The organism is Paucibacter hankyongi (assembly GCF_037482915.1).
In the GTDB taxonomy this organism is placed as follows: domain Bacteria; phylum Pseudomonadota; class Gammaproteobacteria; order Burkholderiales; family Burkholderiaceae_C; genus Paucibacter_A; species Paucibacter_A hankyongi.
Genome location: NZ_JBBHJX010000003.1, coordinates 384,146 through 408,694 on the forward strand (window position 1 = coordinate 384,146; position 24,549 = coordinate 408,694).

Annotated in this window: 17 protein-coding genes; 13 read left to right on the forward strand and 4 right to left on the reverse strand. The window is 61.8% G+C overall.

Going from position 1 to position 24,549, the window contains the following annotated elements:
- Positions 1-211: 211 nt before the first annotated feature.
- Complete coding sequence (gene hrpA, locus WG899_RS07695) at positions 212-4,315, reverse strand: ATP-dependent RNA helicase HrpA (protein WP_444718819.1); 4,104 nt, start codon at positions 4,313-4,315, stop codon at positions 212-214.
- Between hrpA and argA the strand changes: the two genes are divergently transcribed.
- From argA to hemH, 9 genes are all read left to right on the forward strand, one after another.
- On the forward strand, positions 4,314-5,663 hold the full coding sequence (gene argA, locus WG899_RS07700; protein ID WP_339595042.1) for an amino-acid N-acetyltransferase: 1,350 nt from the start codon (positions 4,314-4,316) through the stop codon (positions 5,661-5,663). The two genes, hrpA and argA, sit on opposite strands and share 2 nt — an antisense overlap.
- Before the next feature lie 73 nt (positions 5,664-5,736).
- The gene (locus WG899_RS07705; RefSeq protein WP_339595043.1) at positions 5,737-6,009 is read left to right on the forward strand and encodes an oxidative damage protection protein; all 273 of its coding nucleotides are present in this window, start codon (positions 5,737-5,739) and stop codon (positions 6,007-6,009) included.
- Positions 6,010-6,275: 266 nt separating this feature from the next.
- The gene (locus tag WG899_RS07710) at positions 6,276-7,322 is read left to right on the forward strand and encodes an extracellular solute-binding protein (RefSeq protein WP_339595044.1); all 1,047 of its coding nucleotides are present in this window, start codon (positions 6,276-6,278) and stop codon (positions 7,320-7,322) included.
- Between the two features lie 159 nt (positions 7,323-7,481).
- Positions 7,482-7,778, forward strand: a complete 297-nt coding sequence (locus tag WG899_RS07715) for an H-NS histone family protein (protein WP_339595045.1) — start codon at positions 7,482-7,484, stop codon at positions 7,776-7,778.
- 371 nt (positions 7,779-8,149) lie between these two features.
- On the forward strand, positions 8,150-11,179 hold the full coding sequence (locus tag WG899_RS07720) for a bifunctional diguanylate cyclase/phosphodiesterase (RefSeq protein WP_339595046.1): 3,030 nt from the start codon (positions 8,150-8,152) through the stop codon (positions 11,177-11,179).
- Positions 11,180-11,207: 28 nt separating this feature from the next.
- Entirely contained in the window at positions 11,208-13,214 is a 2,007-nt protein-coding gene (gene dnaG / locus WG899_RS07725; protein ID WP_339595047.1) for a DNA primase, read from the forward strand.
- 375 nt (positions 13,215-13,589) lie between these two features.
- Complete coding sequence (gene rpoD, locus WG899_RS07730; protein ID WP_339595048.1) at positions 13,590-15,818, forward strand: RNA polymerase sigma factor RpoD; 2,229 nt, start codon at positions 13,590-13,592, stop codon at positions 15,816-15,818.
- A gap of 179 nt (positions 15,819-15,997) precedes the next feature.
- Complete coding sequence (locus WG899_RS07735) at positions 15,998-16,966, forward strand: adenylate/guanylate cyclase domain-containing protein (protein WP_339595049.1); 969 nt, start codon at positions 15,998-16,000, stop codon at positions 16,964-16,966.
- Between the two features lie 31 nt (positions 16,967-16,997).
- Entirely contained in the window at positions 16,998-18,092 is a 1,095-nt protein-coding gene (hemH, locus tag WG899_RS07740; protein ID WP_339595050.1) for a ferrochelatase, read from the forward strand.
- A gap of 44 nt (positions 18,093-18,136) precedes the next feature.
- Here the strand turns inward: hemH and WG899_RS07745 are convergent, their stop codons facing one another.
- From WG899_RS07745 to WG899_RS07755, 3 genes are read right to left on the reverse strand one after another with little or no spacing between them, the layout of a single operon-like run.
- The gene (locus tag WG899_RS07745) at positions 18,137-19,660 is read right to left on the reverse strand and encodes a tripartite tricarboxylate transporter permease (protein WP_339595051.1); all 1,524 of its coding nucleotides are present in this window, start codon (positions 19,658-19,660) and stop codon (positions 18,137-18,139) included.
- A 10-nt stretch (positions 19,661-19,670) separates the two neighbouring features.
- On the reverse strand, positions 19,671-20,183 hold the full coding sequence (locus WG899_RS07750) for a tripartite tricarboxylate transporter TctB family protein (RefSeq protein WP_339595052.1): 513 nt from the start codon (positions 20,181-20,183) through the stop codon (positions 19,671-19,673).
- Between the two features lies 1 nt (position 20,184).
- Positions 20,185-21,144 (reverse strand): Bug family tripartite tricarboxylate transporter substrate binding protein, encoded by a 960-nt coding sequence (locus WG899_RS07755; RefSeq protein ID WP_339595053.1) that lies wholly within the window; start codon positions 21,142-21,144, stop codon positions 20,185-20,187.
- A gap of 101 nt (positions 21,145-21,245) precedes the next feature.
- Here WG899_RS07755 and WG899_RS07760 point away from each other — a divergent pair, with 101 nt between their 5' ends.
- The 4 genes from WG899_RS07760 (at position 21,246) to grpE (ending at position 24,479) form a co-directional block, all read left to right on the forward strand.
- Positions 21,246-21,932 carry a response regulator transcription factor gene (locus WG899_RS07760; RefSeq protein ID WP_339595054.1) on the forward strand — a complete coding sequence of 229 codons (687 nt, stop codon included), beginning with the start codon at positions 21,246-21,248 and terminating at the stop codon, positions 21,930-21,932.
- Positions 21,933-21,973: 41 nt separating this feature from the next.
- On the forward strand, positions 21,974-23,398 hold the full coding sequence (locus WG899_RS07765) for a sensor histidine kinase (protein ID WP_339595156.1): 1,425 nt from the start codon (positions 21,974-21,976) through the stop codon (positions 23,396-23,398).
- 25 nt (positions 23,399-23,423) lie between these two features.
- Positions 23,424-23,873 carry an RNA-binding S4 domain-containing protein gene (locus WG899_RS07770; protein WP_339595055.1) on the forward strand — a complete coding sequence of 150 codons (450 nt, stop codon included), beginning with the start codon at positions 23,424-23,426 and terminating at the stop codon, positions 23,871-23,873.
- 90 nt (positions 23,874-23,963) lie between these two features.
- Positions 23,964-24,479, forward strand: a complete 516-nt coding sequence (grpE, locus tag WG899_RS07775; protein WP_339595056.1) for a nucleotide exchange factor GrpE — start codon at positions 23,964-23,966, stop codon at positions 24,477-24,479.
- Positions 24,480-24,549 lie beyond the last annotated feature (70 nt).

The following is a 24,549-nucleotide window of genomic DNA, read 5'->3' on the forward strand; positions in this document are numbered from 1 at the left end:
GGTCTGGGTTTGTCCCTATTTGACCCAATCAGGCTGCGACGCGATAGGGGGAGCTAACTGTGTTTCACCCGGTATATCGCTTCCGGAGCGGCAAATTTTCGAAGAAACAAGCCAAGGAGCCCGCGCTCAACCCTGCATCTGCGCCCACACCATATGGCACCGACCTGACACGCCCTCCGGGCAGATGTCAGTCTCACCGCAAGGTGTGGGCTCAGTTCTGTAGCTGCGCCCACACCTTGTCCAGCCGCTTGACGCTGACCGGCTGCGGCGTGCGCAACTCCTGCGCAAACAAGCTGACCCGCAGCTCTTCCAACTGCCAGCGGAAGTCATTCAAGCGGCCATCCTGCTGCCCCTTCAACTCGATGACGCGGCGCAGATAGCGCTGCTCCAAAGGTCGCAACTCGGCCAAAAGCTTGGCATCGCGGGCCGGGTCGGCGCGCAGCTTGTCCAAGCGTCCGCTGATGGCCTTCAAGTAACGCGGTAGGTGCTGCAACTGCGACCATGGCGTTTCGGTGACAAAACGCTTGCCGATCAGGCGTTGCAGCTGGGCGGTGATGTCCTCGTTGACTTCCTTGCTGGCGCGGGCATCTTTGAGCTTGCGACTGGCCGCCGCAAATTCCAGCAACACGACGCCGGTCTGACGCGCCACTTCCTGGGCGATCAGGTTCAGGCGGGTGCGCCCTTCCTCGATGCGCGCCTTGAAGGCGAACTCATCTTTGGGCAGCGGCTCGGCCAAAAAGGCCCGCTCCAGCGCCACGCCGATGATCTGTTCGCGCAACTCTTCGGCCGTTCCCAAGCTCATGAACAGCACCGACATCTTTTGCAGATCGGGGATGTTCTTTTCCAAGAACTTCAGCGGCTCTTTCAGCTGCAAGGCCACCAGGCGGCGAAGGCCGAGTCGGTGCTTGGCCGCGGCCACATCGGGCTCATCAAACACCTCGATCTCGACATGGGCGCTGCGGTCGATCAGGGCCGGGAAGCCGATCAGCGTCTGCGCACCACGGCTCACCTCCATCAGCTCGGGCAACTCGCCAAAGGTCCAACCGGTATAGGTTTTGGCCTGTTCCTGCGCTGGCTTCTTGGGCTGCACCTCGGCGCGAATGCCGCCCTTGGCGACTGGCGCTGGCGCTTCGGCCTTGCCGGCAGCAGCTGAGGGAGCCGAAGCCGGCAGCTTGAGCGCTGCCAAGGCCTGAAACGCCGAGCGCGCCTGACCTCCCAACTCGGCCTTCAAGGCGGCCAGATTGCGCCCCATGCCCAGTTGCCGGCCATGCTCATCGACGACCAAGAAGTTCATGAACAAATGCGGCTGCAACTGCTCCAGCTTGAAGTCATTGCGCTGAATCGCCAGTTGCGTGCGCTCCTTGACCGCCTTCAGCAAGACCTCGATCAAGGCGCCCTGGCCAAAAGGATGCGTGGCCGCAAACTCGGCCACAAAGTCGGGCAGCGGCACCAGGCGCGAGCGCGGGCGCTGATGCAGGCTCTTCACAAAGGCCAGCACCTTGGCCTCCAGCATGCCGGGCACCAGCCACTCGCAGCGATCCTCGTTCACCTGGTTCAGCGCATAAATGGGCACGCTGACGGTCAGGCCGTCGCGGGCATCGCCCGGTTCATGCAGATACGTGGCCAGGCAATCGACGCCGCCCAGGCGGATGGTCTTGGGAAAGGCACTGCTGGTGATGCCGGCCGCCTCGTGACGCATCAACTCCTCGACGCTGAGCTGCAAGAGCTTGGGCTCGGTCTTGGACGCATGGCGGTACCAGCGCTCCAAGGTAGCGCCGGAATAGACATCGGCCGGCAAATGCTCGTCGTAATAGGCGTAGATCAGCTCGTCATCGACCAAGACGTCTTGGCGGCGAGATTTGTGCTCTAACTCTTCAACCTTGCGGATCTGGCGTTGGTTGTGCGCCAGGAATGGCAGCCGAGACTCCCACTCGCCGTTGACCAGGGCCTCGCGGATGAAGATGGCGCGCGCCGCCGCTGCATCCACATTGCCGAAATTGACGCGTCGGTTGTTGTAGATGACGATGCCATAGAGCGTGGCGCGCTCCAGCGCGATCACCTCGGCGGCTTTTTTCTCCCAATGCGGTTCCAGCAACTGGGTCTTGATCAAGTGCCCGGCAATGCCCGGCAACCATTGCGGTTCGATCGCGGCAATGCCGCGACCGAACAGGCGCGTGGTGTCCACCAACTCCGCCGCCACGATCCAGCGACCCGGTTTTTTGCTCAGATGCGCACCGGGGTGGCGCCAGAATTTGATGCCGCGCGCGCCCAGGTACCACTCATCCTCGTCGCTCTTGCAGCCCAAATTACCCAAGAGGCCGGCCAACATCGAGAGATGCACCTGCTCATAAGTCGCCGGGCTGCCGTTGATACGCCAGCCATGTTCGGCCACCACGGTGTGCAGCTGCGAATACACATCGCGCCACTCACGCACTCGGCGCGGGCTGACGAAGTTCTCGCGCAATAACTGCTCATAGCGACGGTTGCTGAGCTTGTGCTCGCCATGGCCGCCTTTGGCTTCTTCGATCCACTTCCACAGCTTCAGATAACCGAGGAATTCGGACTTCTCGTCGTCGAATTTCTTGTGCTTTTCGTCGGCCGCTTGTTGCTGCTCCATCGGCCGGTCGCGCACGTCTTGGCCGCTGAGCGCACTGGCGATGACCAAAATCTCGGCCAAGGCTTCGCGGCTGCGCGCTTCCAGAATCATGCGACCGACCCGTGGGTCGAGCGGCAGCTTGCCGAGTTCGCAGCCCATGGCGGTGAGCTCATTGGCCTCGTCCACCGCACCCAACTCGGTGAGCAGTTGGTAGCCGTCGGCAATCGCCTTGCGCGGAGGTGGCTCCAAGAAGGGGAAATCATCCACCTGGCCCAGGCCCAAGGTCTTCATGCGAAGAATCACACCGGCCAGCGAGCTGCGCAAGATTTCAGGGTCGGTGAAGCGCGGCCGGGCGAGGTAGTCTTTTTCCTCGTAGAGCCGGATGCAAATGCCATTGCTGACCCGCCCGCAACGGCCGGCGCGCTGATTGGCCGAGCTCTGGCTGACCGGCTCGATCTGCAACTGCTCGACCTTGTTGCGATAGCTGTAGCGTTTGACCCGGGCCATGCCGGGGTCGATCACATAACGGATGCCTGGAACCGTCAGCGAGGTTTCGGCCACATTGGTGGCCAAGACGATGCGGCGCTGGCCGTGCGGCTCAAACACCCGGTCTTGCTCTTGCTGCGACAAGCGCGCAAACAGCGGCAGCACCTCGACGCCGGGTGGGTGATGCTTGCGCAGGGCCTCGGCAGCCTCGCGAATCTCGCGCTCACCCGGCAGGAAAACGAGCACGTCGCCGCCACCCTCGCGCCAGAGCTCGTCCACCGCGTCGCAGATGGCGTTGTTCAGGTCGTACTCGCGACTCTCCTCAAAAGGACGGTAGCGCTGCTCAACTGGGAAGGTGCGGCCCGACACCATCAAGACCGGCGCCGGCCCCTTGATCGACTCAAAGTGCTTGGCGAAGCGATCGGCATCGATGGTGGCCGAGGTGACGATGATCTTCAGGTCGGGCCGGCGCGGCAGGATCTGGCGCAGGTAGCCGAGCAGAAAGTCGATGTTCAAGGAGCGCTCGTGCGCCTCGTCGATGATGATGGTGTCGTAGGCTTTCAGCAGCGGGTCGGTCTGCGTCTCGGCCAGCAAGATGCCGTCCGTCATCAGCTTGACGCTGGCGCCCGGCTGCAGCCGGTCTTGGAAGCGCACCTTGTAGCCGACGATTTCGCCGATAGGCGTCTTCAACTCGTCGGCAATGCGCTTGGCCACGCTGCTGGCAGCAATGCGCCGCGGCTGGGTGTGGCCGATCAACTTGCCCGTATTGGCCCGGCCGCGTCCCAGCGCCAGCGCGATCTTGGGCAACTGGGTGGTCTTGCCGGAGCCGGTTTCGCCGCAAACGATGATGACCTGATGCTCGGCCAGCGCCTGCGCAATGTCCTCGCGCCGGCTGGAAACCGGCAAGGACTCGGGGAAAGTGATGGGCGGCAGTGGATTGGCCGGCACGGGCGGGCGCCGCGCCTCCGTCACACCGGCTGGCCGGGGTGGCTTGGGAGACCGCTGAGCTTGCACAGATTGCTGAGGCCGCTGCGCCTTGGGAGCTTCAGCGGGCCGGGATGGGGGAGTGGTCGAATCATTCACGAGGCGCGGATTATCCGCGCCCGCTGAACTTTCAGGCGCACAGGCCGTTTCAGACCGGTCGGCGCCTGCGCTGAGTACCGCTGCGGGCGCGCCGCAAACATGTCCCCACGCGCTCGGGCCACTGATGGCCTGCGGCACAATTGCGGCCATGAGTCTTGTCTTCCCCCATACCTTTGTGCCCTGGTTCAGGTCCGTGGCGCCTTATATCCACGCCTACCGCGGCGAAACCTTTGTGGTCGGCATGCCGGGTGAGTTGGTGGCGGCAGGCAAGCTGAATGCTTTTGTGCAGGATCTGTCGATCTTGCACGCCATGGGCATCAAGATCGTGCTGGTGCATGGTTTCAGGCCCCAAGTGAACGAACAACTGGCTGCCAAGGGTCAAACGCCGCAGTACAGCCACGGCATGCGCATCACCGATGCCATCGCGCTGGACTGCGCCCAAGAAGCCGCCGGCCAACTGCGCTTCGAGATTGAGGCGGCCTTCTCGCAGGGGCTGCCGAATACGCCAATGGCCAACGCCACCGTGCGGGTGGTGTCCGGCAACTTCCTGACCGCCCGGCCGGTCGGCATTGTGGACGGCAAAGATTTCCAGCACAGCGGCCTGGTTCGGCGTGTCGACGCGGCCGCCATTCAGCGCGCCATTGACAGCGGCGCGGTGGTGCTGCTTTCGCCTTTTGGCTTCTCGCCCACCGGTGAGGCCTTCAATTTGTCCATGGAAGACGTGGCCACCAGCGCAGCCATTGCTTTGCAGGCCGACAAATTGCTGTTCGTCTGCGAAGTGGCCGGCGTGCGCGAAGACCCAAAAGACCCGGACAGCCCGGTCGACACTGAATTGGCCCTGGCCGACGCGGTGCGCCTCTTGGCCCAGAACAAAAAGCCCGCCGAGGCGATGCAAACGGTGGATGTGGACTTTTACTTGCAGTACTGCGTGAAGGCCTGCCAGGCCGGCGTGGAGCGCTCACACATCGTGCCCTTTGCGGTCGATGGCGCCCTGCTACAGGAGGTCTACACCCACGACGGCATCGGCACCATGGTGGTGGACGAAAAGCTGGAGAGCCTGCGCGAGGCCGATGCCGACGATATCGGCGGCATCATTGCCCTGATCGAACCGCTGGAGCGCGACGGCACCCTTGTCAAACGCGACCGCACCGAGATCGAGCGCGACATCGACCTCTACACCGTCATCGAGCACGACGGCGTGATCTTTGGCTGCGCCGCGCTCTACCCCTATGTGGAAGCGCGCACCGCAGAGATGGCAGCCTTGACTGTGTCGCCCGATGTGCAAGGCCAGGGCGACGGCGACCGCATCCTGAAACGGATCGAGCAGCGCGCCAAATCGCAGGGCTTGAACAGCATCTTTGTGCTGACCACCCGCACCATGCACTGGTTCATCAAGCGTGGCTTCCAAACGGTGGACCCCGAATGGCTGCCCGAAGAGCGCAAGCGCAAGTACAACTGGGACCGGCGCTCGCAAGTGCTGGTCAAAAAACTGAGCTGATTTCAGCCATTTCACTGCGCCACACCATTCTTGTTGCGGCGCCTTCTCTCACATTCATTCAAGAGGTTTTGCCATGGCTCGCAGCGTTCAATGTAGCTATCTGAAAAAAGAAGGCGAAGGCCTGGATTTCGCGCCCTATCCGGGCGAACTGGGTAAACGCATTTATCAAAACATTTGCAAAGAAGCCTGGGCGGCTTGGATGAAACACCAGACCATGCTGGTGAACGAAAACCGCCTCAACTTGGCCGACCTGCGCGCCCGTCAATATCTGGCTCGCCAAATGGAACAGTTTTTCTTCGGCGAAGGCGCCGAAGCGGTGGCGGGCTACGTGCCGCCGGCCGCCTGATCGCGTCGAACCGCTAGAAAGCGGCAAGCGCGCCTCTCGCTGCGGACTGCTCGCTTCAGAGCAAAGTCGCCTCAGCCGCAGCTGGGCGCCAACTCAGCGCCACCACCCCAAGGCCTCTCGGCACCCCGAGGGGCCTTGTCACATTGAGCCCACAAATCCGGGGAACTTTGCGCCCGATCAAGCGCAATTCACCTCACCTCAAACAAGAATAATTCTTGTTACGCTAGACTTCCGGCTTCACCCTACAGTTTTTGGCCGGGAGTCCTATGCGAGTTTCCTTCTTCTCCTCATCGATTCTGAGTGCCGCCCTCTTGAGCGGCTGGTTGGCACCCGCCGTGGCCCAAGAGCAGGTACTGAATCTGTATTCGGCCCGCCATTACCAAACCGATGAAGCGCTGTACGCCAACTTCACCAAATCCACCGGTATTCGAATCAACCGTGTCGATACCGATGATGCCGGTCTGCTGGCACGTTTGAAAAGCGAAGGCTCGGCAAGCCCAGCCGATGTAATTCTGCTGGTCGATGCAGCGCGCCTTTGGCAAGCCGAAGAAGAGGGTTTGTTTCAAGCCGTTAAATCCAGCCGCTTGGAAGAGCGCATTCCCGCCCAGTTGCGCGCCAAGGCGAGCGACAAAGGCAGCGCCTGGTTTGGTTTGTCGACGCGCGCCCGCGTGATTGTTTACAACAAACAAACCGTCAAAAAAGAAGACGCGCAGAACTATCAAGATCTCGGCCACCCGAAGAATAAGGGCCGCGTCTGCACCCGCTCGGGTTCCCACCCATACAACCTTTCGCTATTCGGTGCGGTGTATGAACATATGGGCGCGGAAGCGACCGAAGCTTGGCTGAAAGGCATGGTGGCCAATATGGCCCGGCCACCCAAGGGCGGCGATACCGATCAGATCAAAGCCGTCGCCAGTGGCGAATGCGGCTTGGCCATCACCAACACCTATTACTTGGCGCGCATGATGCGATCCGAAAAACCCGATGACCGCGAAGCCATGGAAAAGATTGCCGTGGTTTTCCCCAATCAACAATCCTGGGGCACGCACATCAATATTGCCGGTGGCGCGGTGGCACGCCACGCCAAGAACCGCGACAACGCGATCAAGTTTTTGGAGTATCTGAGCAGCAACGAGGCGCAGGCCTATTTTGCCAATGGCAACAATGAATGGCCGGCCGTCAGCGGCGTGCGCCTGAGCAACACGGCCCTCGAAGCCTTCGGCAATTTCAAGAGTGAAACCATCCCGATCGCCACGGTCGGCGCGAATCAGCCACTGGTGCAGAAAATGCTCGACCGGGTCGGCTATAAGTAAGTCGACACAAGGCCGAGTTCAGCCTTTCGGGAAGCCATTGGGATATGCCAAGGTGTTGCGAATTTTCAGTTTCAGATCGCAACACATCAAATATTCTTCTGTGCCTATAATATAAACGTTCCCATTTGGCTGAACTCTAAACCTCGCGAGGATTTACACATGGCATCGCTGAAAGACCTTTTGGCCCAACGGGCTGCGCTTGACGAACAAATCTCCCAAACCAAAGACCGCGAGCGCTCTGAAGCGATCGCCAAGGTCAAGTCTTTGATGGCTGACTATGGTTTGACCGCGGCTGACTTGAGCACACGAGCACCCAAGGCGGCCAAGACTTCGAAAGTGGCTGCTAAATATCGCAACCAAGCGACCGGGGAAACCTGGAGCGGCCGTGGACTGCAACCTAAATGGTTGAAGGCTGCCATTTCTTCGGGTGCTGCGCTGGCTGATTTCCACGTCTGAGCGTTCAGCCCTCAGGGATTCACAATAAAAAGACCATGTATTGAAAAAGCTGCCTGAAACAGGCAGCTTTTTTTTCGCCCGGCCGGCGGCTTGCCTTTCGCCAGGCTCAATTTGGGCCACACATTTATCGCGCCGACCACCTGAATGCAGGGGCAGCAAGCGCCCCGTTATCAACGCGCCGCTGCTAGCATCGGCCCCGCGTATTTTTGCCGGCCACTCCGTTGAATTTAGAAATACGGCCTGACTGACAGCGAATCGCTCCCCCATTACCTATACCTCGATACGTTTTGTACGATTTGGCCTCCGAGCGGTTTCCCGCCGCATCCCCGGTTTCAAATTCAGGCTGGTTCGAACCAACCTGGGTGCGGGTATTGCTGGTCCTGATCGCTTGTTTAGGCGCCGGTAGTTTGGGCTTGATGACCCTGGTCAAGCCGCCGCAGCTGAGTTTGTTTTGGCCCGCGGCGGGCATTGCACTGGCGGCCCTGGTCTGCTGGGGACCACAAATGGCCTTCGCCATCGTGCCGGCCGCGCTGGGTTTGGCCTTGGCCCAAGGCGCTTCCGCCGAATTGGCTCTGTTGCTGGCCGTCAGCGCCTATGCAGGTCCGGCGTTGGCGAGCCTACTGATACGCAAACCAGACCGCCAGGCGCAACGGTTGGAGTCCGGTGCCTGGCTGCGTTTTTTGTTACTCGGTGTGCTGTCGGGGCCCTTGCTGAGCGCCCTGCTGGGCACAGCATCGCTGTACTTGCTGCATCAACTGCCCGCCTCTGATGCCCTCGCAAGTTTCCAGTGCTGGTGGGGCGCCGACGCCATCGGCGTGCTGGTGATGGCACCGCTGCTGCTTGGCCTGCCGCTGAATGACAAGGCGCTCCCAGCGCAGGTGGACCCATTCACCTGGCGTCTCGCTGACGCGTGGCGAACCGCGGCAACTGTGGCCTTGCTGGGCGCCGGCATCAGCGCTATCGCTTGGGTCTTTTTACAAGCCCGTCCGCCCCACGGCCAAGCCAGCGCTTGGCTGTTGATGCCCTACGCCCTGTTGTGCGGACTGACCCTGATCTCGCCGGCGCTGATCAGTGGCCTGGTGGCCATGTTGCTGACCCTGGCCGCTGCGTGGTCCGCTGCCCATGGGTCGGGGCCTTTTGTCGGCATGGAGATGCCCGCCCGCTTGGCCTTGTTATGGAGCCTGGCCGCCAGTGCCGCCGCATTGCCGCTGCTAGCCCATCAACGGAACAGCGCATTGCACAAGGAAAAGCTGCGTTGGCGCGCCACATTGGAAGCACTCGGCCAAGGCGCTTCCGAATGGGTGTGTAGCACCGACGGTTGTCGACAGGTGTATGCCTGTCCAGCTTGGCTGCAGCACATCGGCGAAGCGCCAGATGCGCTGATTCGCCCGCTCGACTGGCTGTCCATCGCGCACCCATTGGACAAAGAGCAGGCCAGCCTGTGCATCGAAACTCAGTTAGCCGGCACGGGGCCAGACAGCGTCAGACAAACTCTGAGGCTGCCTGATCCCGCGGGCGATTGGCTCTGCTTCGAGATTCACAGCCAGGTGCAGGAGCGAGACGCCCAAGGGCGGGCCAAGCGCCTGATCTGCACCTTGTTTGACGTCAGCTGGAAGCAGCAAGCCGAAGAGCGCCAGCGCATGAGCGTGAGCCTGTTCCAGCACTTGCAAGAAGGCTTGCTGGTCACTGACACAGACTTCCGCGTGCTGGACGCGAACCCAAGTTATTGCCAGATGATGGGGTCGTCACGCGAACAACTGGTGGGCCACAACCTGCCGGCCTTGGCACCCGATTGCCTGCACCGCTCCGGCCACGCCCCCGAGCAACTCCAACAAGCGCTGCGTCAGGATGAAGCCTGGCAAGGCCGCGTCCAGACCGTTCGGGAGGATGGCTCTCGCTGCCATTTGCAGCTGACGATTGCCAACATTCCCGAACCACTTGGGCCGCTGCGTTATCACGTGATCACGGTCAGCGATCTGACGCAAACGCTGCAACAGCAAGAGTTGCTGGCGCGCCATGCGAGCACCGACGCCTTGACGGGCTTGCCCAATCAGTCAGCCTTTATGCATGCACTGCGCCAAGGCCTGCAACTTGCCGAGAGCGAGGGCTTCCGCCTCAGCGTCTGCCGGGTCGATCTGGACCAATTCAAGCAGCTGAACCAGCAGTACGGCAGCGCCGTTGGCGACGCCTTGCTGCAACAACTCGCACAACGTTTGCAAGCGGCTCTGCGCAGCGCGCAGCAATGGTCCGACCTTGTGGCGCGCTTGAACGGCGACGAATTTGCCTTGCTACTGCGCAGTAGCAGCCCCGAAGAGGCGCATATGGCGCTGGACCGCTTGCAAAAAGTGTTGGCCCAACCGTTTAACTTGGTGCCACCCCGACGGCCCGGCAGCATGCTCGCTGATGGCGACCTGGTCCTGAATCTCACCGCCAGCATCGGCGCCACGGTATTCCCGCAAGACAATGCCGATGCCGAGACCTTGATGCGCCATGCCGGCCACGCGCTCTACCGGGTCAAACACGCCGGACGCAACGGCTTCCAGCTGTTTGACACCGCCAAGCACCTGCGCGACGAGGCCAGCCTGCTGGCAATCGCCCGGGTGCAGCAAGCCCTTGATGCCGGCGAGCTGCGGCTGTTCTACCAACCGAAGATCGACATGTCGACCGGCCAGGTGTTGGGCATGGAGGCCTTGCTGCGCTGGCAACATCCGGACCGCGGCCTGTTGGCGCCGCTGCACTTCCTGCCACTGATTGAGTCCACCGGTTTGGCCGTGCAGGTTGGCGATTGGGTGATTGAGCAAGCTCTGAAGCAAAGCGCCAGCTGGCTCAGGGCCGGCCTGCAACTGCAGATCAGCGTCAACGTGACCGCCCGGCAGCTGCAAGCGCCAGACTTCACCCAGCGCCTGCAGGAACTCATCCTGCGCCACCGAGAACCTGTTGCCCAGCACCTCTGCCTGGAAGTGCTCGAGTCGGCGGCGCTGGCCGATGTTCGCACCACGGATCAATTGATTCAGAGCTGCCGCAACTTCGGCGTCAGCTTTGCGCTGGACGACTTCGGCACCGGCTATTCGACCCTGACCTATCTGAAACGCCTGCCGGTCAATGCCCTGAAGATTGACCGCTCCTTTGTGCAAAACATGCTGATCGACGAGCAGGACAGCGCCTTGGTGGAGGGCGTGATCGGGCTGGCCCGCACCTTTGAATGTGCCGTCGTGGCCGAGGGGGTTGAGTCGGCGGCTCACGCCCGAGCCTTGCTGCGACTGGGTTGCCAGCAGGGCCAGGGCAATGGCATTGCCCCCGCCATGCCCGCCCCAGACGTCTTATCTTGGATCGAATTTTTCGGCCAATCTCCTTGGCGCGAACAAATGATCCCACCCTCGTCACAGCCGGTCAAAAGATAGAGCCAGCGCTTGCTTTAGACTCGCCCCGGTGATTCCACCCGGCTTTATCCAAGATTTACTGTCCCGCACCGACATCGTCGAGGTGGTGGGGCGCCATGTCGAGCTGAAAAAAGCCGGCATCAACCACAAGGGCCTCTGCCCCTTTCACGGCGAAAAGTCGCCCAGCTTCATCGTCAGCCCGACGCGCCAGACCTATCACTGCTTTGGCTGCGGCGTACACGGCAATGCGGTGGGCTTTCTGATGGAGCACAGCGGCCTGGGCTTTGTCGAAGCGGTGCAGGACCTGGCCCAGCAGGCCGGCATGCAAGTGCCCGAGGACGAGCGCTCGGCAGAAGAGCGCGAGCGCGCCGTGCAGCAGAAAAAGCGCCAGGCCACGCTCAATGATGTGCTGCTCAAGGCCAGCGACCATTACCGCGCTCAGCTGAAGAAGTCGCAGCGCGCCGTCAGCTACTTGAAAAAACGCGGGCTGACCGGCCAGATTGCCGCTCAGTTCGCCCTGGGCTATTCGCCGGAAGGCTGGCGCACCTTGGCCAGCGCCTTCCCGTCGTATGAGGATCCGCTGTTGGTGGAGTCCGGCATGGTGATCGTCTCGGGCGAGGAAGGCGAAGAGCAAAAGCGCTATGACCGCTTCCGCGACCGAATCATGTTCCCGATCCGCAACGTCACCGGTGAAACCATCGGCTTCGGTGGACGCATTTTGGACAAGGGCGAGCCCAAGTATCTGAACTCCCCCGAAACCCCGGTCTTCAGCAAGGGCCGCGAGTTGTATGGCCTGTTTGAGGGCCGCGCCGGCATTCGCCAACGTGGCTACGCACTGGTGGTCGAAGGCTATATGGATGTGGTGGCCCTGGCACAAAGCGGCTTTGGCAACGCCGTGGCCACCTTGGGCACCGCCTGCACGGCCGAGCATGTGCACAAGCTGTTCCGTTTCACCGAATCTGTGGTCTTCAGCTTTGACGGCGATGCCGCGGGACGCCGCGCCGCCGGCCGCGCGCTGGAGGCCGCCCTGCCCCATGCCACCGACACCCGTTCGGTCAAGTTCCTCTTCCTGCCCGCTGAGCATGACCCTGACTCCTATGTGCGGGAGTTTGGGCCCGAGGCGTTTGAACGCTGCGTCCAAGACGCTGTGCCCCTGTCGCGCCAGTTGATGGAGGCGAGTGCGGAGGGCTGCGATCTAGGCAGCGTCGAGGGACGCGCCCGCATGCTATCGAACGCTCGACCCTTATGGCAGGCGCTGCCCCAGGGCCTGCTCAAACGCGCCTTGCTGAGCGAGTTGGCCAAGCAGGCCCAGCTTGGCGATCAAGACTTGATCAGCGCTTGGCAAGTGGGCGGCCACGAAGCTTCGCAGCGCAAGACGCCGAGCCGTCGGCCCGCCCATGATGAAGACTTCGGCCATGAGCCACCGCCGGACTTCGAGCACCTGGACTACGGCTCGCCCGCTGACTACGACACAATGGCTTCAGGCGAAGCGCCAGCCCAGCCCACTGAGCGAAAGGCCTGGAAGCCCAAGAAAGAATGGGTTCCCGCCAAAGACTGGAAAGGCAAGGCCGGCAACTGGAAGCGCCGCGGCGAGGCCGAGGACGAAACCATGGGCACACCGCGCAGCGCACCCAAGGTCCAAGCCGACCATGCGCTGCGCATGCTGCTGCTCAACAGCGTCTGGTGGGAGGCGTTGAGCCCAGACGACCAGCACATGTTGCATGAATTGCCTGGCTTGCACGGCGAGCTGACCCATTGGCTGGAGCGCTATTTGCTGAACCACGGCGCCGGCGCCTGGTCGGTGCTGGAAGTAGCGTTGGCCGAGGATGGCATGCTGGAAAAGGCGCAAGGGCTGGTGGGTGGCTTACACAGCGAAGAAGAGTCGTCGCTCGAAGACTTGCAAAACGTCATCAAGAAGCTCTGGATTGAAGAGTTGGTCGCTGAGACCAAGCGCATTGCGGCCGCCAACCCGCAAGGCCCGGATTTAGAGCGTTTCAAGCAGTTGCAAGCCCAAATTCAAGCACTCAGAGCCGCATTGACGGTCGCGCCAGCCTAATTTTTCAAATCTTTTTACTGCATCGCTCCTCAATTAGGCGATAATTAAGGGTTTTCGCGCGCGTCAAGAGTGACGGCAAATATTGCCGGACCCGGCCACCCAGCGACACTGGGCACCCCAAAGCGGGTATCAAGGCCACCTGTATCCGCCAAGTTTGCAGACTCAAACGTTCACGCTAACTTGGACGCGCCGCGCTTGGAACGGGTTGTTTTTCAGCCATGCTCCGGGCGTATGAATGCCACCTGGGCCGAGCTTCGCCTTGAAAAGCGCAGTAAACGGCCCCAGGTGGCTGCTGCATTGCTCGCTTGATCCGTTCAAGAAATATTTTTCGAATCCCTCACCGGCCCGCCGCCCAACTTTCACCCGAGGATCTGCATGACTGCCAAGAAGACCGCGCCCACCGCCACCGCCGAGACTGAAGAGCTCAAGAAGCCCGCTGCCAAGGCCGTGAAAGCCGTGAAAGCCGTCAAGGCCCCCAAGGCTGCTGCCGAGGCAGACGCCGGCGGCGAAGACAAGCCCAAGCGCGGCCGCAAGCCGAAGGCAGCTACCGAATCCAAGAAGCCCGCTGGCAAGGCCAAGGCTGAGGTGGAGGAAGAAGACTTCTCCGACCTCGAGGCCGACCTTGAAGGCGAACCGGAGGCTGACGCTGAGGTGACCGAAGCCGCCGAAGACAAGCCCAAGGCCAAGCCGCTGCGCATGAAGGTCTCGCGGGCCAAGGAACGCGCGCTGATGCGCGAATTCGGTCTGGAAGAAACAGCGCTGACGGAAGAAGAAGCCGCCAAGCGCCGCAATGAGCTGAAGACCCTGATCAAGATGGGTAAGACGCGCGGTTTCCTGACGCACCAGGAAATCAACGACCACTTGCCCGAAAAGCTGGTCAACGAGGAAATCCTCGAGGCCATTATTTCCATGTTGAACGACATGGGCATCGCGGTCTACGAGCAGGCACCTGACGCCGCCACCCTGCTGATCCAGGGCAGCGCCACCGCCACTTCGACGGAAGAAGAAGCCGAAGAAGCCGCCGAAGCCGCCCTGTCCACCGTGGATTCGGAATTCGGTCGCACGACCGACCCGGTGCGCATGTATATGCGCGAAATGGGCACGGTCGAACTGCTGACCCGCGAAGGCGAAATCGAAATCGCCAAGCGCATCGAAGGCGGCTTGCAAGCCATGATGCTGGCCATCTCGGCCTCGCCCACCACCATCGCCCACATCATCGACCTGGCCGACAAGATCCGCGCCGGCGAGAAGACCATCTCGGAAGTGGTGGACGGCTTCGTCGCCGCCGATGAGGCCGACGACTATGTGGCCGAAGAAGACTTCGACGAATTCGACGAAGAAGACGACGACGACGGCAATGGCGGCTCCAAAGCCCTGACCAAGAAGCTGGAAGAGCTGAAGAACGCCGCGCTGGTCAAGCTGGACTCGTTGGCCGTCAACTTCGACAAGATGCGCAAGGCCTTTGAGAAGGACGGCTACAAGTCGGCCACTTACAACAAGGCCCAGCAAGCCATCAGCGCCGAGCTGATGACCATCCGCTTCACCGTCAAGACGATTGAAAAGCTCTGCGATCTGCTGCGCTCACAAGTGGACGATGTGCGCCGCTACGAGCGCGAGCTGCGCAAGATCGTGGTGGACAAATGCGGCATGCCGCAGGAGTACTTCATCAAGACCTTCCCGCCCAATGCGCTGAACCGCGCCTGGGCCGAGAAGGAAGTCGCCGCCGGCAAGCCTTACTCCAATGTGCTGGCGCGCAACTTGCCGCCGGTGCAAGAGCTGCAGCAAAAGCTGATCGACATCCAGAGCAAGGCCGTCGTGCCGATTGATGACCTCAAGGACATCAACAAGAAGATGAACGAGGGCGAAAAGGCCTCGCGCGACGCCAAGAAGGAAATGATCGAGGCCAACTTGCGTCTCGTGATCTCCATCGCCAAGAAGTACACCAACCGTGGCCTGCAGTTCCTGGACTTGATCCAGGAAGGCAATATCGGCCTGATGAAGGCGGTGGACAAGTTCGAATACCGTCGCGGCTATAAGTTCTCGACCTACGCCACTTGGTGGATTCGTCAGGCCATCACCCGTTCGATCGCCGATCAGGCCCGCACCATCCGTATCCCGGTGCACATGATCGAAACGATCAACAAGATGAACCGCATCTCGCGCCAGCATTTGCAGGAATTCGGCTTCGAGCCCGATGCGCCGACCCTGGCCGAGAAGATGGAGATCCCCGAGGACAAGATCCGCAAGATCATGAAGATCGCCAAAGAGCCGATCTCCATGGAAACGCCAATCGGTGATGATGACGACAGCCACTTGGGCGACTTCATCGAGGACACCAACAACACCGCGCCGATCGAAGCAGCGATGCAAGCCGGCCTGCGCGATGTGGTGAAGGACATCCTCGACAGCCTGACTCCGCGCGAAGCCAAGGTGCTGCGCATGCGCTTCGGTATCGAAATGAGCACGGACCACACGCTGGAAGAAGTCGGCAAGCAATTCGACGTCACCCGCGAGCGCATCCGCCAAATCGAAGCCAAGGCCATCCGCAAGCTCAAGCACCCGAGCCGTTCAGACAAGCTGCGCACGTATCTGGACAATCTCTGATTGGACGAATAGGCGACCTCTGATCAAGGCTTGCACGCCAAGCTAAACACCCGAAAGGGGCTGGGGCAATCCAGCCCCTTTTTTCATTTGCTGGCCCGACTTGACCCCACAGCGCAAGACCATCCCAAGCCGCGGCTACACTGCCAACAATTTCACAGCCCAAGCCTTTGCCGTTTGCCATGACCCAAATCCGGGAACGCACTGTTTTGTTTGCCGATCTTCGTGGCAGCACAGCGCTTTTCGAAACGCTTGGCAATGCTGAGGCCACCTCGGTGGTCACGCATACCGTGGGGCTGATTGGACAAGCCGTCGACGAATGTGGCGGCAAGTTGATCAAGACCCTGGGCGACGGCTTGATGGCGGTGTTTGAGACGCCCCGCGACGGCGTCAACTCCGCCGTGTTGATGCATGAGATGCTGGAGCGTGTTGTCGCTCGCGGCAAGCAGCACGGCGCCTCGCCGGGCCTGCGCGCCTTGCGCATGCAAGTGGCGCTGGCCCGCGGTGAAGTCGTGGAAATGAATGGCGACTGCTTCGGCGATGCCGTCAATGTGGCCGCCCGTTTGCTCAACCATGCCGGTGACAACGAAACGCTGATCACGGCGGAAGTTCTGGCCGGCTTGCCCAGCAGCAAGAAGCTGCGATTTCGCAGCCTGGACCTGATCGCTATTCGCGGCCGCGCCGAGCCGGTGCATGTGCATGTGCTGGACCAACCGATGCAAGGCGATGTGGTCGCCACCCAATTCGGCGAAGTGCAGCAAGCGATTGAACCGGATGGCATCCGCCTGGTTTGGCTGGACCTGGACCGGGTCTTTGACATCCACAGCATGCCCATCATCCTGGGCCGCAGTGTGCAGGCGACCTATTGCATCACCGATGCACGCGTGTCGCGCTCACATGCGCGCATCGACTGGCACGGCGGCAGTTTTTCAGTCACTGACCTCAGCTACAACGGCACCTATGTGCGCTTCGGCAATAGTGGCGACATCATCAGTTTGAAGCGCGGCAGCTGCACTTTGCATGGCCGCGGCGTCATCGGCCTGGGTAGTCCGCCGGTGGACGCCACCTCGCCAACGGTCAGCTTCGAAGTACTGCATTTTGCGGACACCGAACCGCTCGGTTTTGGCCACACCAGAACCCGCAGCGGCTGATCCGCCCAAAAACAAGAATAGACATCGACGCATGAGCACCCGCCCCGAAGCGCCCTACACCCACGGTAGCCCCAACAAGACCGCCCTGCTCTATTGCAATCTCGGGACGCCCGACGCCCCAACGGCGCCCGCGCTGCGCCGCTACTTGGCGCAATTTCTCAGCGACCCGCGCGTGGTTGAAATCCCGCGCATCGTCTGGAAGGCCATCCTGCACGGCATCATCTTGCGAGTGCGCCCGGCCAAGTCGGCCGCCAAATACGCCAGTGTCTGGACCTCCGAGGGCTCGCCCCTGAAGGTCTGGACCGAAAAGCAATCGAAACTCTTGCAAGGCTATTTGGGCGAACGCGGACACGCTGTGACGGTGCGTTATGCCATGCGCTATGGCTCGCCCTCGATTGCCGACACCTTGAACGCTTTGCGCGCCGAAGGTGCCACCCGCATCCTGGTGCTGCCGGCTTACCCGCAATACTCCGGCGCCACGACGGCCAGCGTGGTGGACGATGTGGCGCACTGGGCACTGAAGACTCGTCATCTGCCCGAGCTGCGCTTCATCAACCGTTACCACGATGACCCGCAGTACATCGCAGCACTCGCCGACAGCGTGCGCGCCCACTGGGCCGAACATGGCCGGCCCGAGCGACTGGTGATGAGCTTTCACGGCATGCCGGCGCGCACCCTGGCCTTGGGCGACCCCTACCACTGCGAATGTCTGAAGACCGGCCGCCTGCTCGCCGAAGCGCTGGGCCTGCAAAAGACCGACTATGTCGTCACCTTCCAAAGCCGCTTTGGCAAAGCCAAATGGCTGGAGCCCTACACCGAGCCGACGCTGAAGAAGCTGGCCAGCGAAGGCGTCAAAAACGTGGCCGTGATCTGCCCCGGCTTCAGCGCCGACTGCCTGGAAACGCTGGAAGAAATCAGCATGGAAGCGCGCGAAGCGTTCCTGCACGCCGGTGGCAGCCACTTCAGCTACATCCCCTGCCTGAACGACAGTCCAGCCGGCATGCGCGCCTTGACCGCGCTGGCAGAGCGTCATCTACAAGGCTGGCCAACGCAAAGCGTGGCGCGGACTACTGCCGAACTGCAGAGCCAGCGCGAACGCGCTTTGGCCCTCGGCGCCAGCAACTAAGGGAGTGGCTCTGCTGCGCAGAGCCACTCCCAGTTCAGTCAGCTTCAGTGGGCGGCGTTGCGTTGCGCCGCCAAGCGCACCTCGCGCCAGCGCACCACCCAAGGCCAGGCGCGCGGCAAGATCAGCACCAAGGCGACGATCACCAGCAGGCCCACCGACATCGGGCGCTGCAGGAAGACGCCCCAGTGCCCCTCGCCAATCGACAGCGCATTGCGGAACTGAGCCTCAGCAATCGGTCCCAGAATCATGCCCACCACCACCGGCGCGGTCGGGAAGTCAAAGCGCCGCATCACCACGCCCACGAGGCCGATCAAGAGCATCAAGAACAGATCGAAGGAGCTCTGGCGCATGCCGTAGACCCCGACGGTCGCAAAGATCAGAATGCCGGCGTACAACTGCGGCTTGGGGATCTTCAAAAGCTTCACCCACAGGCCCACCATCGGCAGATTCAGCACCAAGAGCATCACATTGCCGATGTACAGCGAGGCGATCAGCGCCCACACCAAAGTCGACGAGGTTTGGAACAGTTGCGGCCCGGCCTGGATGCCGTAGTTCTGCAAAGCGCTCAGCAAAATAGCCGCCGTCACCGAGGTCGGGATGCCCAGCGTCAACAGCGGCACCAGGGTGGCGGTGACTGCAGCGTTATTGGCGGCCTCGGGCCCCGCCACGCCTTCAATGGCGCCGACCGTACCGAACTCCTGTGGGTGCTTGGACAACTTACGCTCAGCGGCGTAACTCAGGAAAGTCGGGATCTCCGAGCCGCCAGCGGGAATGGTGCCGAAGGGGAAGCCAATCACCGTGCCGCGCAGCCAAGCGGGCCAAGAACGACGCCATTCGCTGCGTGTCATGTGCACCGAGCTCATCTTGTTGATCTCTTGCGTGCTGCGGCCCTCGTACATCACGTTGTACAAGGTCTCTCCCACGGCGAACAGGCCAACGGCCACCAGCACCACTTCGATGCCGTCCATGAACTCGGGGATGCCGCCGGTGTAGCGCACCTGGGCGGTGATCTGATCCAGCCCCACCAAGCCCATCGCCAAGCCGATGAAGAGCGCCGTCATGCCGCGCAAGGTACTCTTGCCGAGCACGGCGCTGACGGTGGTGAAGGCCAGCAGCATCAGGCAGAAATATTCCGGGGGGCCTAAGGTCACGGCGAAGTCGGCCATCACCGGGGCAAACAGCGTGACCAGCACGGTAGCGATGGTGCCTGCCACAAAGGAGCCGATCGCCGAGGTGGCCAAGGCCGCACCGGCACGGCCACTCTTGGCCATCTTGAAGCCTTCCAGCGCCGTCACCATGGTGCCGGTTTCACCGGGAGTGTTCAGCAAGATCGAGGTGGTCGAGCCGCCATACATGGCGCCGTAGTAAATGCCAGCGAAGAAAATCATCGAAGCGGTCGGTTCGACCTGCGAGGTGATGGGCAGCAACATCGCTACCGTCACCGCCGGGCCCAGCCCTGGCAATACACCGATACCGGTGCCGATCACGCAGCCCAAAAAGGCCCAGAGCAAATTGATCGGAGTGCCGGCCGTGGCAAAGCCACCCAGCAACTGGTTCCAAAGTTCCATGGTGTGTCTTTCAGAGCCAGCCGGAGCTGGTCAAACCAGGCAGATTGATGGCCAGCAGCTTGGTGAAAAGCCAGAACACCGGCGCAGCGATGATCAGGCCGGTCAGCCCGTCCAACAGGCATTGACGCAGATTGCCGCCGGGGCGGCCTTCGGCCATGCGCAGGCCGCGCACCGCAAGCGTGAAGCACAGGGAGCAGGCCAGCACAAAGCCGATCACCGTGATCAGCGCAGCGTTGAGCACCACGCCCGCGATCACGAAAGCCGCCGCGCGCCAGTCGGCGTCCACGGCTCCCGAAGGCACTTCCATCTCGCGGTAGCCGCCGGTGCGCGCCTCCCAGACCAACCAAGCGCCACAAACCATCAGCACCACGCTGACCAGCCAAGGCATGGCATTGGGGCCAATGCCTGCATAGCCGGCATCGGATGAGATGAACGTGGCGCCATAAGCCATCAGCGCGCCGACGACCAAGGCGCCAGCACCCACCAGCGACTGGTGGCGCTGTGCGGAAGAAGTCACCGTCATCTCAAATCATCCCGGACTTGACCATGATGGCGCGCAGCATTGCGAACTCTTGGTCCACAAACTCTGCAAAAGCCTTGCCGGTCATCAAGGCCGGCGTCCAGTTGTTCTTCTCCAGAGCCTCGATCCAGCTCTTGTTCTTGAACACGGCCGTGATCAAGCCAGTCAGGGCTTTTTGCTGTTCAGGGCTGATGCCCGGAGGGGCATAGACGCCGCGCCAGTTGCCGATCACCACATCGATACCCATCTCACGCAGCGTGGGCACATTGACCCCCTTCAAGCGCTGCTCGGACGTCACCGCAATCGCGCGCATCTTGCCGCTCTCGATGTACTGCGCAAACTCGGAGTAACCACTGCCGCCAACGGTGACATTGCCGCCCAAGATGGCCGCTGTGGCCTCACCGCCGCCACGGAAAGGTACGTAGTTGATCTTGGCCGCATCCACGCCGGTGGCGCGCGCAATCATGGCGGCCGCAATGTGCTCGGTCGAACCGCGCGAGCCACCGCCCCACTTGACGCTGCCGGGGTCTTTCTTCATCTGCTCGACCACATCTTGCATGGTCTTCAAAGGCGAGCTGGCCGGCAGCACAAAGACGTTGTATTCAGTGGTCAGGCGCGCAATCGGCGTGGCCTGGCTCAGATTGACCGGCGGCTTGCCGGTGATGATGCCGCCCAACATCACCGCGCCCATCACCATCAAGGCGTTCGGGTCACCCTTGGCGGCGTTGACGAACTGCGCCAGGCCGATGGCGCCGGCGGCACCGCCCTTGTTCTCGAACTGCACTGAGGACGCCAGACCGGCGTCTTGCAAAGCCTTGCCCAAGGCACGGCCGGTGGTGTCCCAGCCGCCACCGGGGTTGGCCGGGATCATCATCTTCAAATTGGCGGCAGCTTGGGCCGACAATGGCAAGGCGCCCACAGCAGCGAGAGCAGCGAGGGACTTCAAAAAGGTATCGCGACGCATCAGCTTGTCTCCGGTTTTATTGATCTGCCCCGCTATCGTCGCCGTCAAGCCTGTCAGTTCGCTGTCCAAAACCCTAGGACAAACCCGCCCATCATTCGCCCATGAAACTGCTGTTGATCGAAGACGACCCCGCCATGCAACTGAGCCTCACACGCAGTTTCGAGCGCCGTGGCCTGCAGGTGGTGACCTGCGCCGACGGAGCTTTGGCCCTGCAGCGCTGGCAGTCCAGCCTGCCGGATGTGGTGCTCTTGGACTTGAGCCTGCCCCATGTGGATGGACTCGACGTCTTGGCGCAGGCCCGCAAAGCCGGTTTGAGCACACCGGTGCTGATCTTGACCGCCCGCGGCACCGTGGGCGACCGCATCTTGGGCCTGAATGTCGGCGCCGACGACTATCTGCCCAAGCCTTTTGACTTGGACGAGCTGATGGCGCGCGTTCAAGCCCTGGGTCGACGCGCTGGCGGCAACGTTGGTACGCTTGCTTCGTCCTCGGCCGCACCGATGTTTTGCGGCATGCGGGTAGACGCCGACAGTGGCGCCGTCTACCACCAAGAGCAGTTGCTGGAGTTGACTCCCCGCGAAGGTGCTTTGCTGCGCGCCTTGCTGGCCCGCCCAGGGCACGCCATGGCCAAAGAGCGGCTCTTTGATCTGGTTTTTCCCGGCGAGAGTGAGGTCCAGCTGGAAGCCATCGAGGTGGTGGCCTACCGGCTGCGCAAACGCATCGCGCCCACCGGGGCTCAGCTGGTCAGCCTGCGCGGCCTGGGCTATTTGCTGAAAGCGCCCGCGTGAGCCCTTCCTTGCCCCGCGCCAGTTCGTTACGCCGGCAGCTGATGGTCGGCATCTTGTTGCCAGTGATGCTCTTGATTGGCTTCAACACCGTCAGCCTGTATCGCCAAGCGCTGCAAGCGGCCGACACCGCTTATGACCGCACCTTGCTGGCCACGGCCAAGTCGATTGGCGAATTGCTGGAAGTCAGCGCCGGCAGCAAAGACGGAAGTGACGGAGGCAAACCGCAGTTGCTGGCCAAGCTCAGCTACTCGGCTTTGGAACCTTTTGAAGCCGACAACCGCAGCCGCATTTATTACCGCGTCAGCGGCTTTGCCGGTGAGATGGTGTCGGGCTTTGAGGACCTGCCCGCCTGGCAGGGCAAGCTGCCCGACCAAGGCCCTTATGCCGCTTTGGTGACCTTTTTTGATGCGGAGTTTCGCGGCGAGCCGGTGCGCATGGCGGTGCTTTTGCAGCCGGTGGCGGGCGCCAGCGGCCAGGGCATGGCGACCATCCAAGTGGCCGAGACTCTGGAACTACGCCGCACCCTGGCACGCCAGATCTTGATCGAAACCGTCTGGCGCCAGGCCTTGTTGGTCTTGGTGATTGGCGTCGTCGTGGTCGTGGTGGTGCAAAGAGCCACCGCGCCGGTGCGGCGCTTGAGCCGGCAGTTGCGAGAGCGCACCGAGGATGACTTGTCCCCCGTGCAAGCCCCCGATGCCCCACGCGAATGGCAGCCGCTGGTGGAAGCCACCAATCAGGTGGTGGCGCGGCTGTCTCATCTGCTCGAATCGCAAAAGCGCTTTGTGCGCGACGCCTCGCACCAGCTGAAGACACCGTTGGCAGTCTTGAAGCTGCAAGTGCAATCGGCGCGGCTTGGCGATGTGGATGCGATGCAAGGCTTGGCGGAGATTGACCAAACCGTCGGCCGGGCCACCCAAGTCGCCAATCAAATGCTGGCCCTGGCCAAGGTGGAGCAGCTTCACCAAGAGTTGGAGCCCCTGCCGACCCAGGACTGGGCGGCATTGACGCGCGACGTGGCGCTCGATCTGGCGCCCTTGATTGCCGACCATCAACTGGATTTCGACATTGAAACCGAAACCGCCTGGGTCGACAGCCATGCCTGGGCCTTGCGCGAGCTGACCCGGAATCTATTGCACAACGCAATCTCCCACAGCCCCAGCGGCGGCAGCCTGCGCATCACACTCAGCAAAACAGACGCCTGGGCGCGGCTGCTGATTGCCGACACCGGCCCCGGCATCTCGGCCGCGCAGCAAGCCCGGCTGTTTCTGCCTTTTGCCACTGGGCCGGGCAGTCAGGGCTCGGGCCTGGGTTTGGCCATTTGCCAAGGCATTGTGCAATCGCTGGGCGGAAAAATTGCCCTTGAAAACCGGGTCCATGGGGCTCAGATGGAGGGCTTGAACGCCATCGTCGACCTGCCCTTGAGCGCCACTGGACCGGGGCGTGACCCCGAACTTGGCGTGCCGTAAGTCGAATCCAGGAAAACCTCGCCCGATGAAATCCGCCAAGTCCGCGAACGCCAAGTCTCAATCCGACACGCAAGACGCAGGCCTGCGCCTGGATAAATGGCTCTGGGCCGCGCGGTTCTACAAGACCCGCTCGCTGGCAGCCGAAGATATTGGTCACGGCCGGGTGCAGGTCAACGGCCAAGTCGCCAAGGCTTCGCGGGAGCTGAAGCTGGGTGACTTGCTAAAGTTTCGCCAAGGCGAGGTGCCACGCGAAGTTTGGGTGCGAGGTTTGAGCCATATTCGTGGCCCGGCCCCGCAGGCGCAAGCGCTGTATGAAGAAACGCCGGAGAACCTTGCGCTGCGCGAAAAGCTCAGCGAAGCCCGCCGCTTGGCGCCCGAGCCGGCCCACAGCCTGGCGCAAGGCCGCCCGACCAAGCAAGACCGACGCCGCTTGTCGGACTGGAATCGCTGGTCAGCCGCCGCCGATGCAGAGTAATTCACGGATTTCCGCATCAATCCTTCCAAAAAGCCCTCTTGAAATCCCAGGTGTGGCGCTCATATGGGCGCCATTGCTTCTTTTTGCATCATGACCCAATCCAATACCCCACCCCAAGAGCCAAACATCCCCGACGAGGTCGCAGCCGCACCAGCGGTCGACAAATTGGCCGAAACGGAAGCCCGTTTGGCGGAAATGTCGGACGCCTACCTGCGCGCCAAGGCCGAAGTTGAGAACATCCGCCGCCGCTCGGAAGAAGAAATGGCCAAGGCCCGCAAATTTGCGGTGGAGTCTTTTGCCGAATCGATGCTGCCAGTGATGGACAGCATGGAAGCCGCGATTGCGCTGCCGGACGCCAAGGTTGAAACCGTTTTGGAAGGCGTGCACGCCACCAAGCGCCAACTGGCCTCCGCGCTGGAGCGCAACAAGGTGTTGGAGATCAACCCGGCTACCGGCACCAAGTTCGACCCGCACCAGCACCAAGCCATCTCGGTGGTGCCCGCCGAGCAAGAGCCCAACACCGTGGTGATGGTGCTGCAAAAAGGCTATTCCATCGCCGAGCGCGTGCTTCGCCCGGCCTTGGTGACGGTCACCGCGCCGAAATAATTTTGCTGCTGGGGCTTGAAAGCCTCGAAGTTATCCACAGCTTATAAGCATCAGTTTTTGAACGACCGCG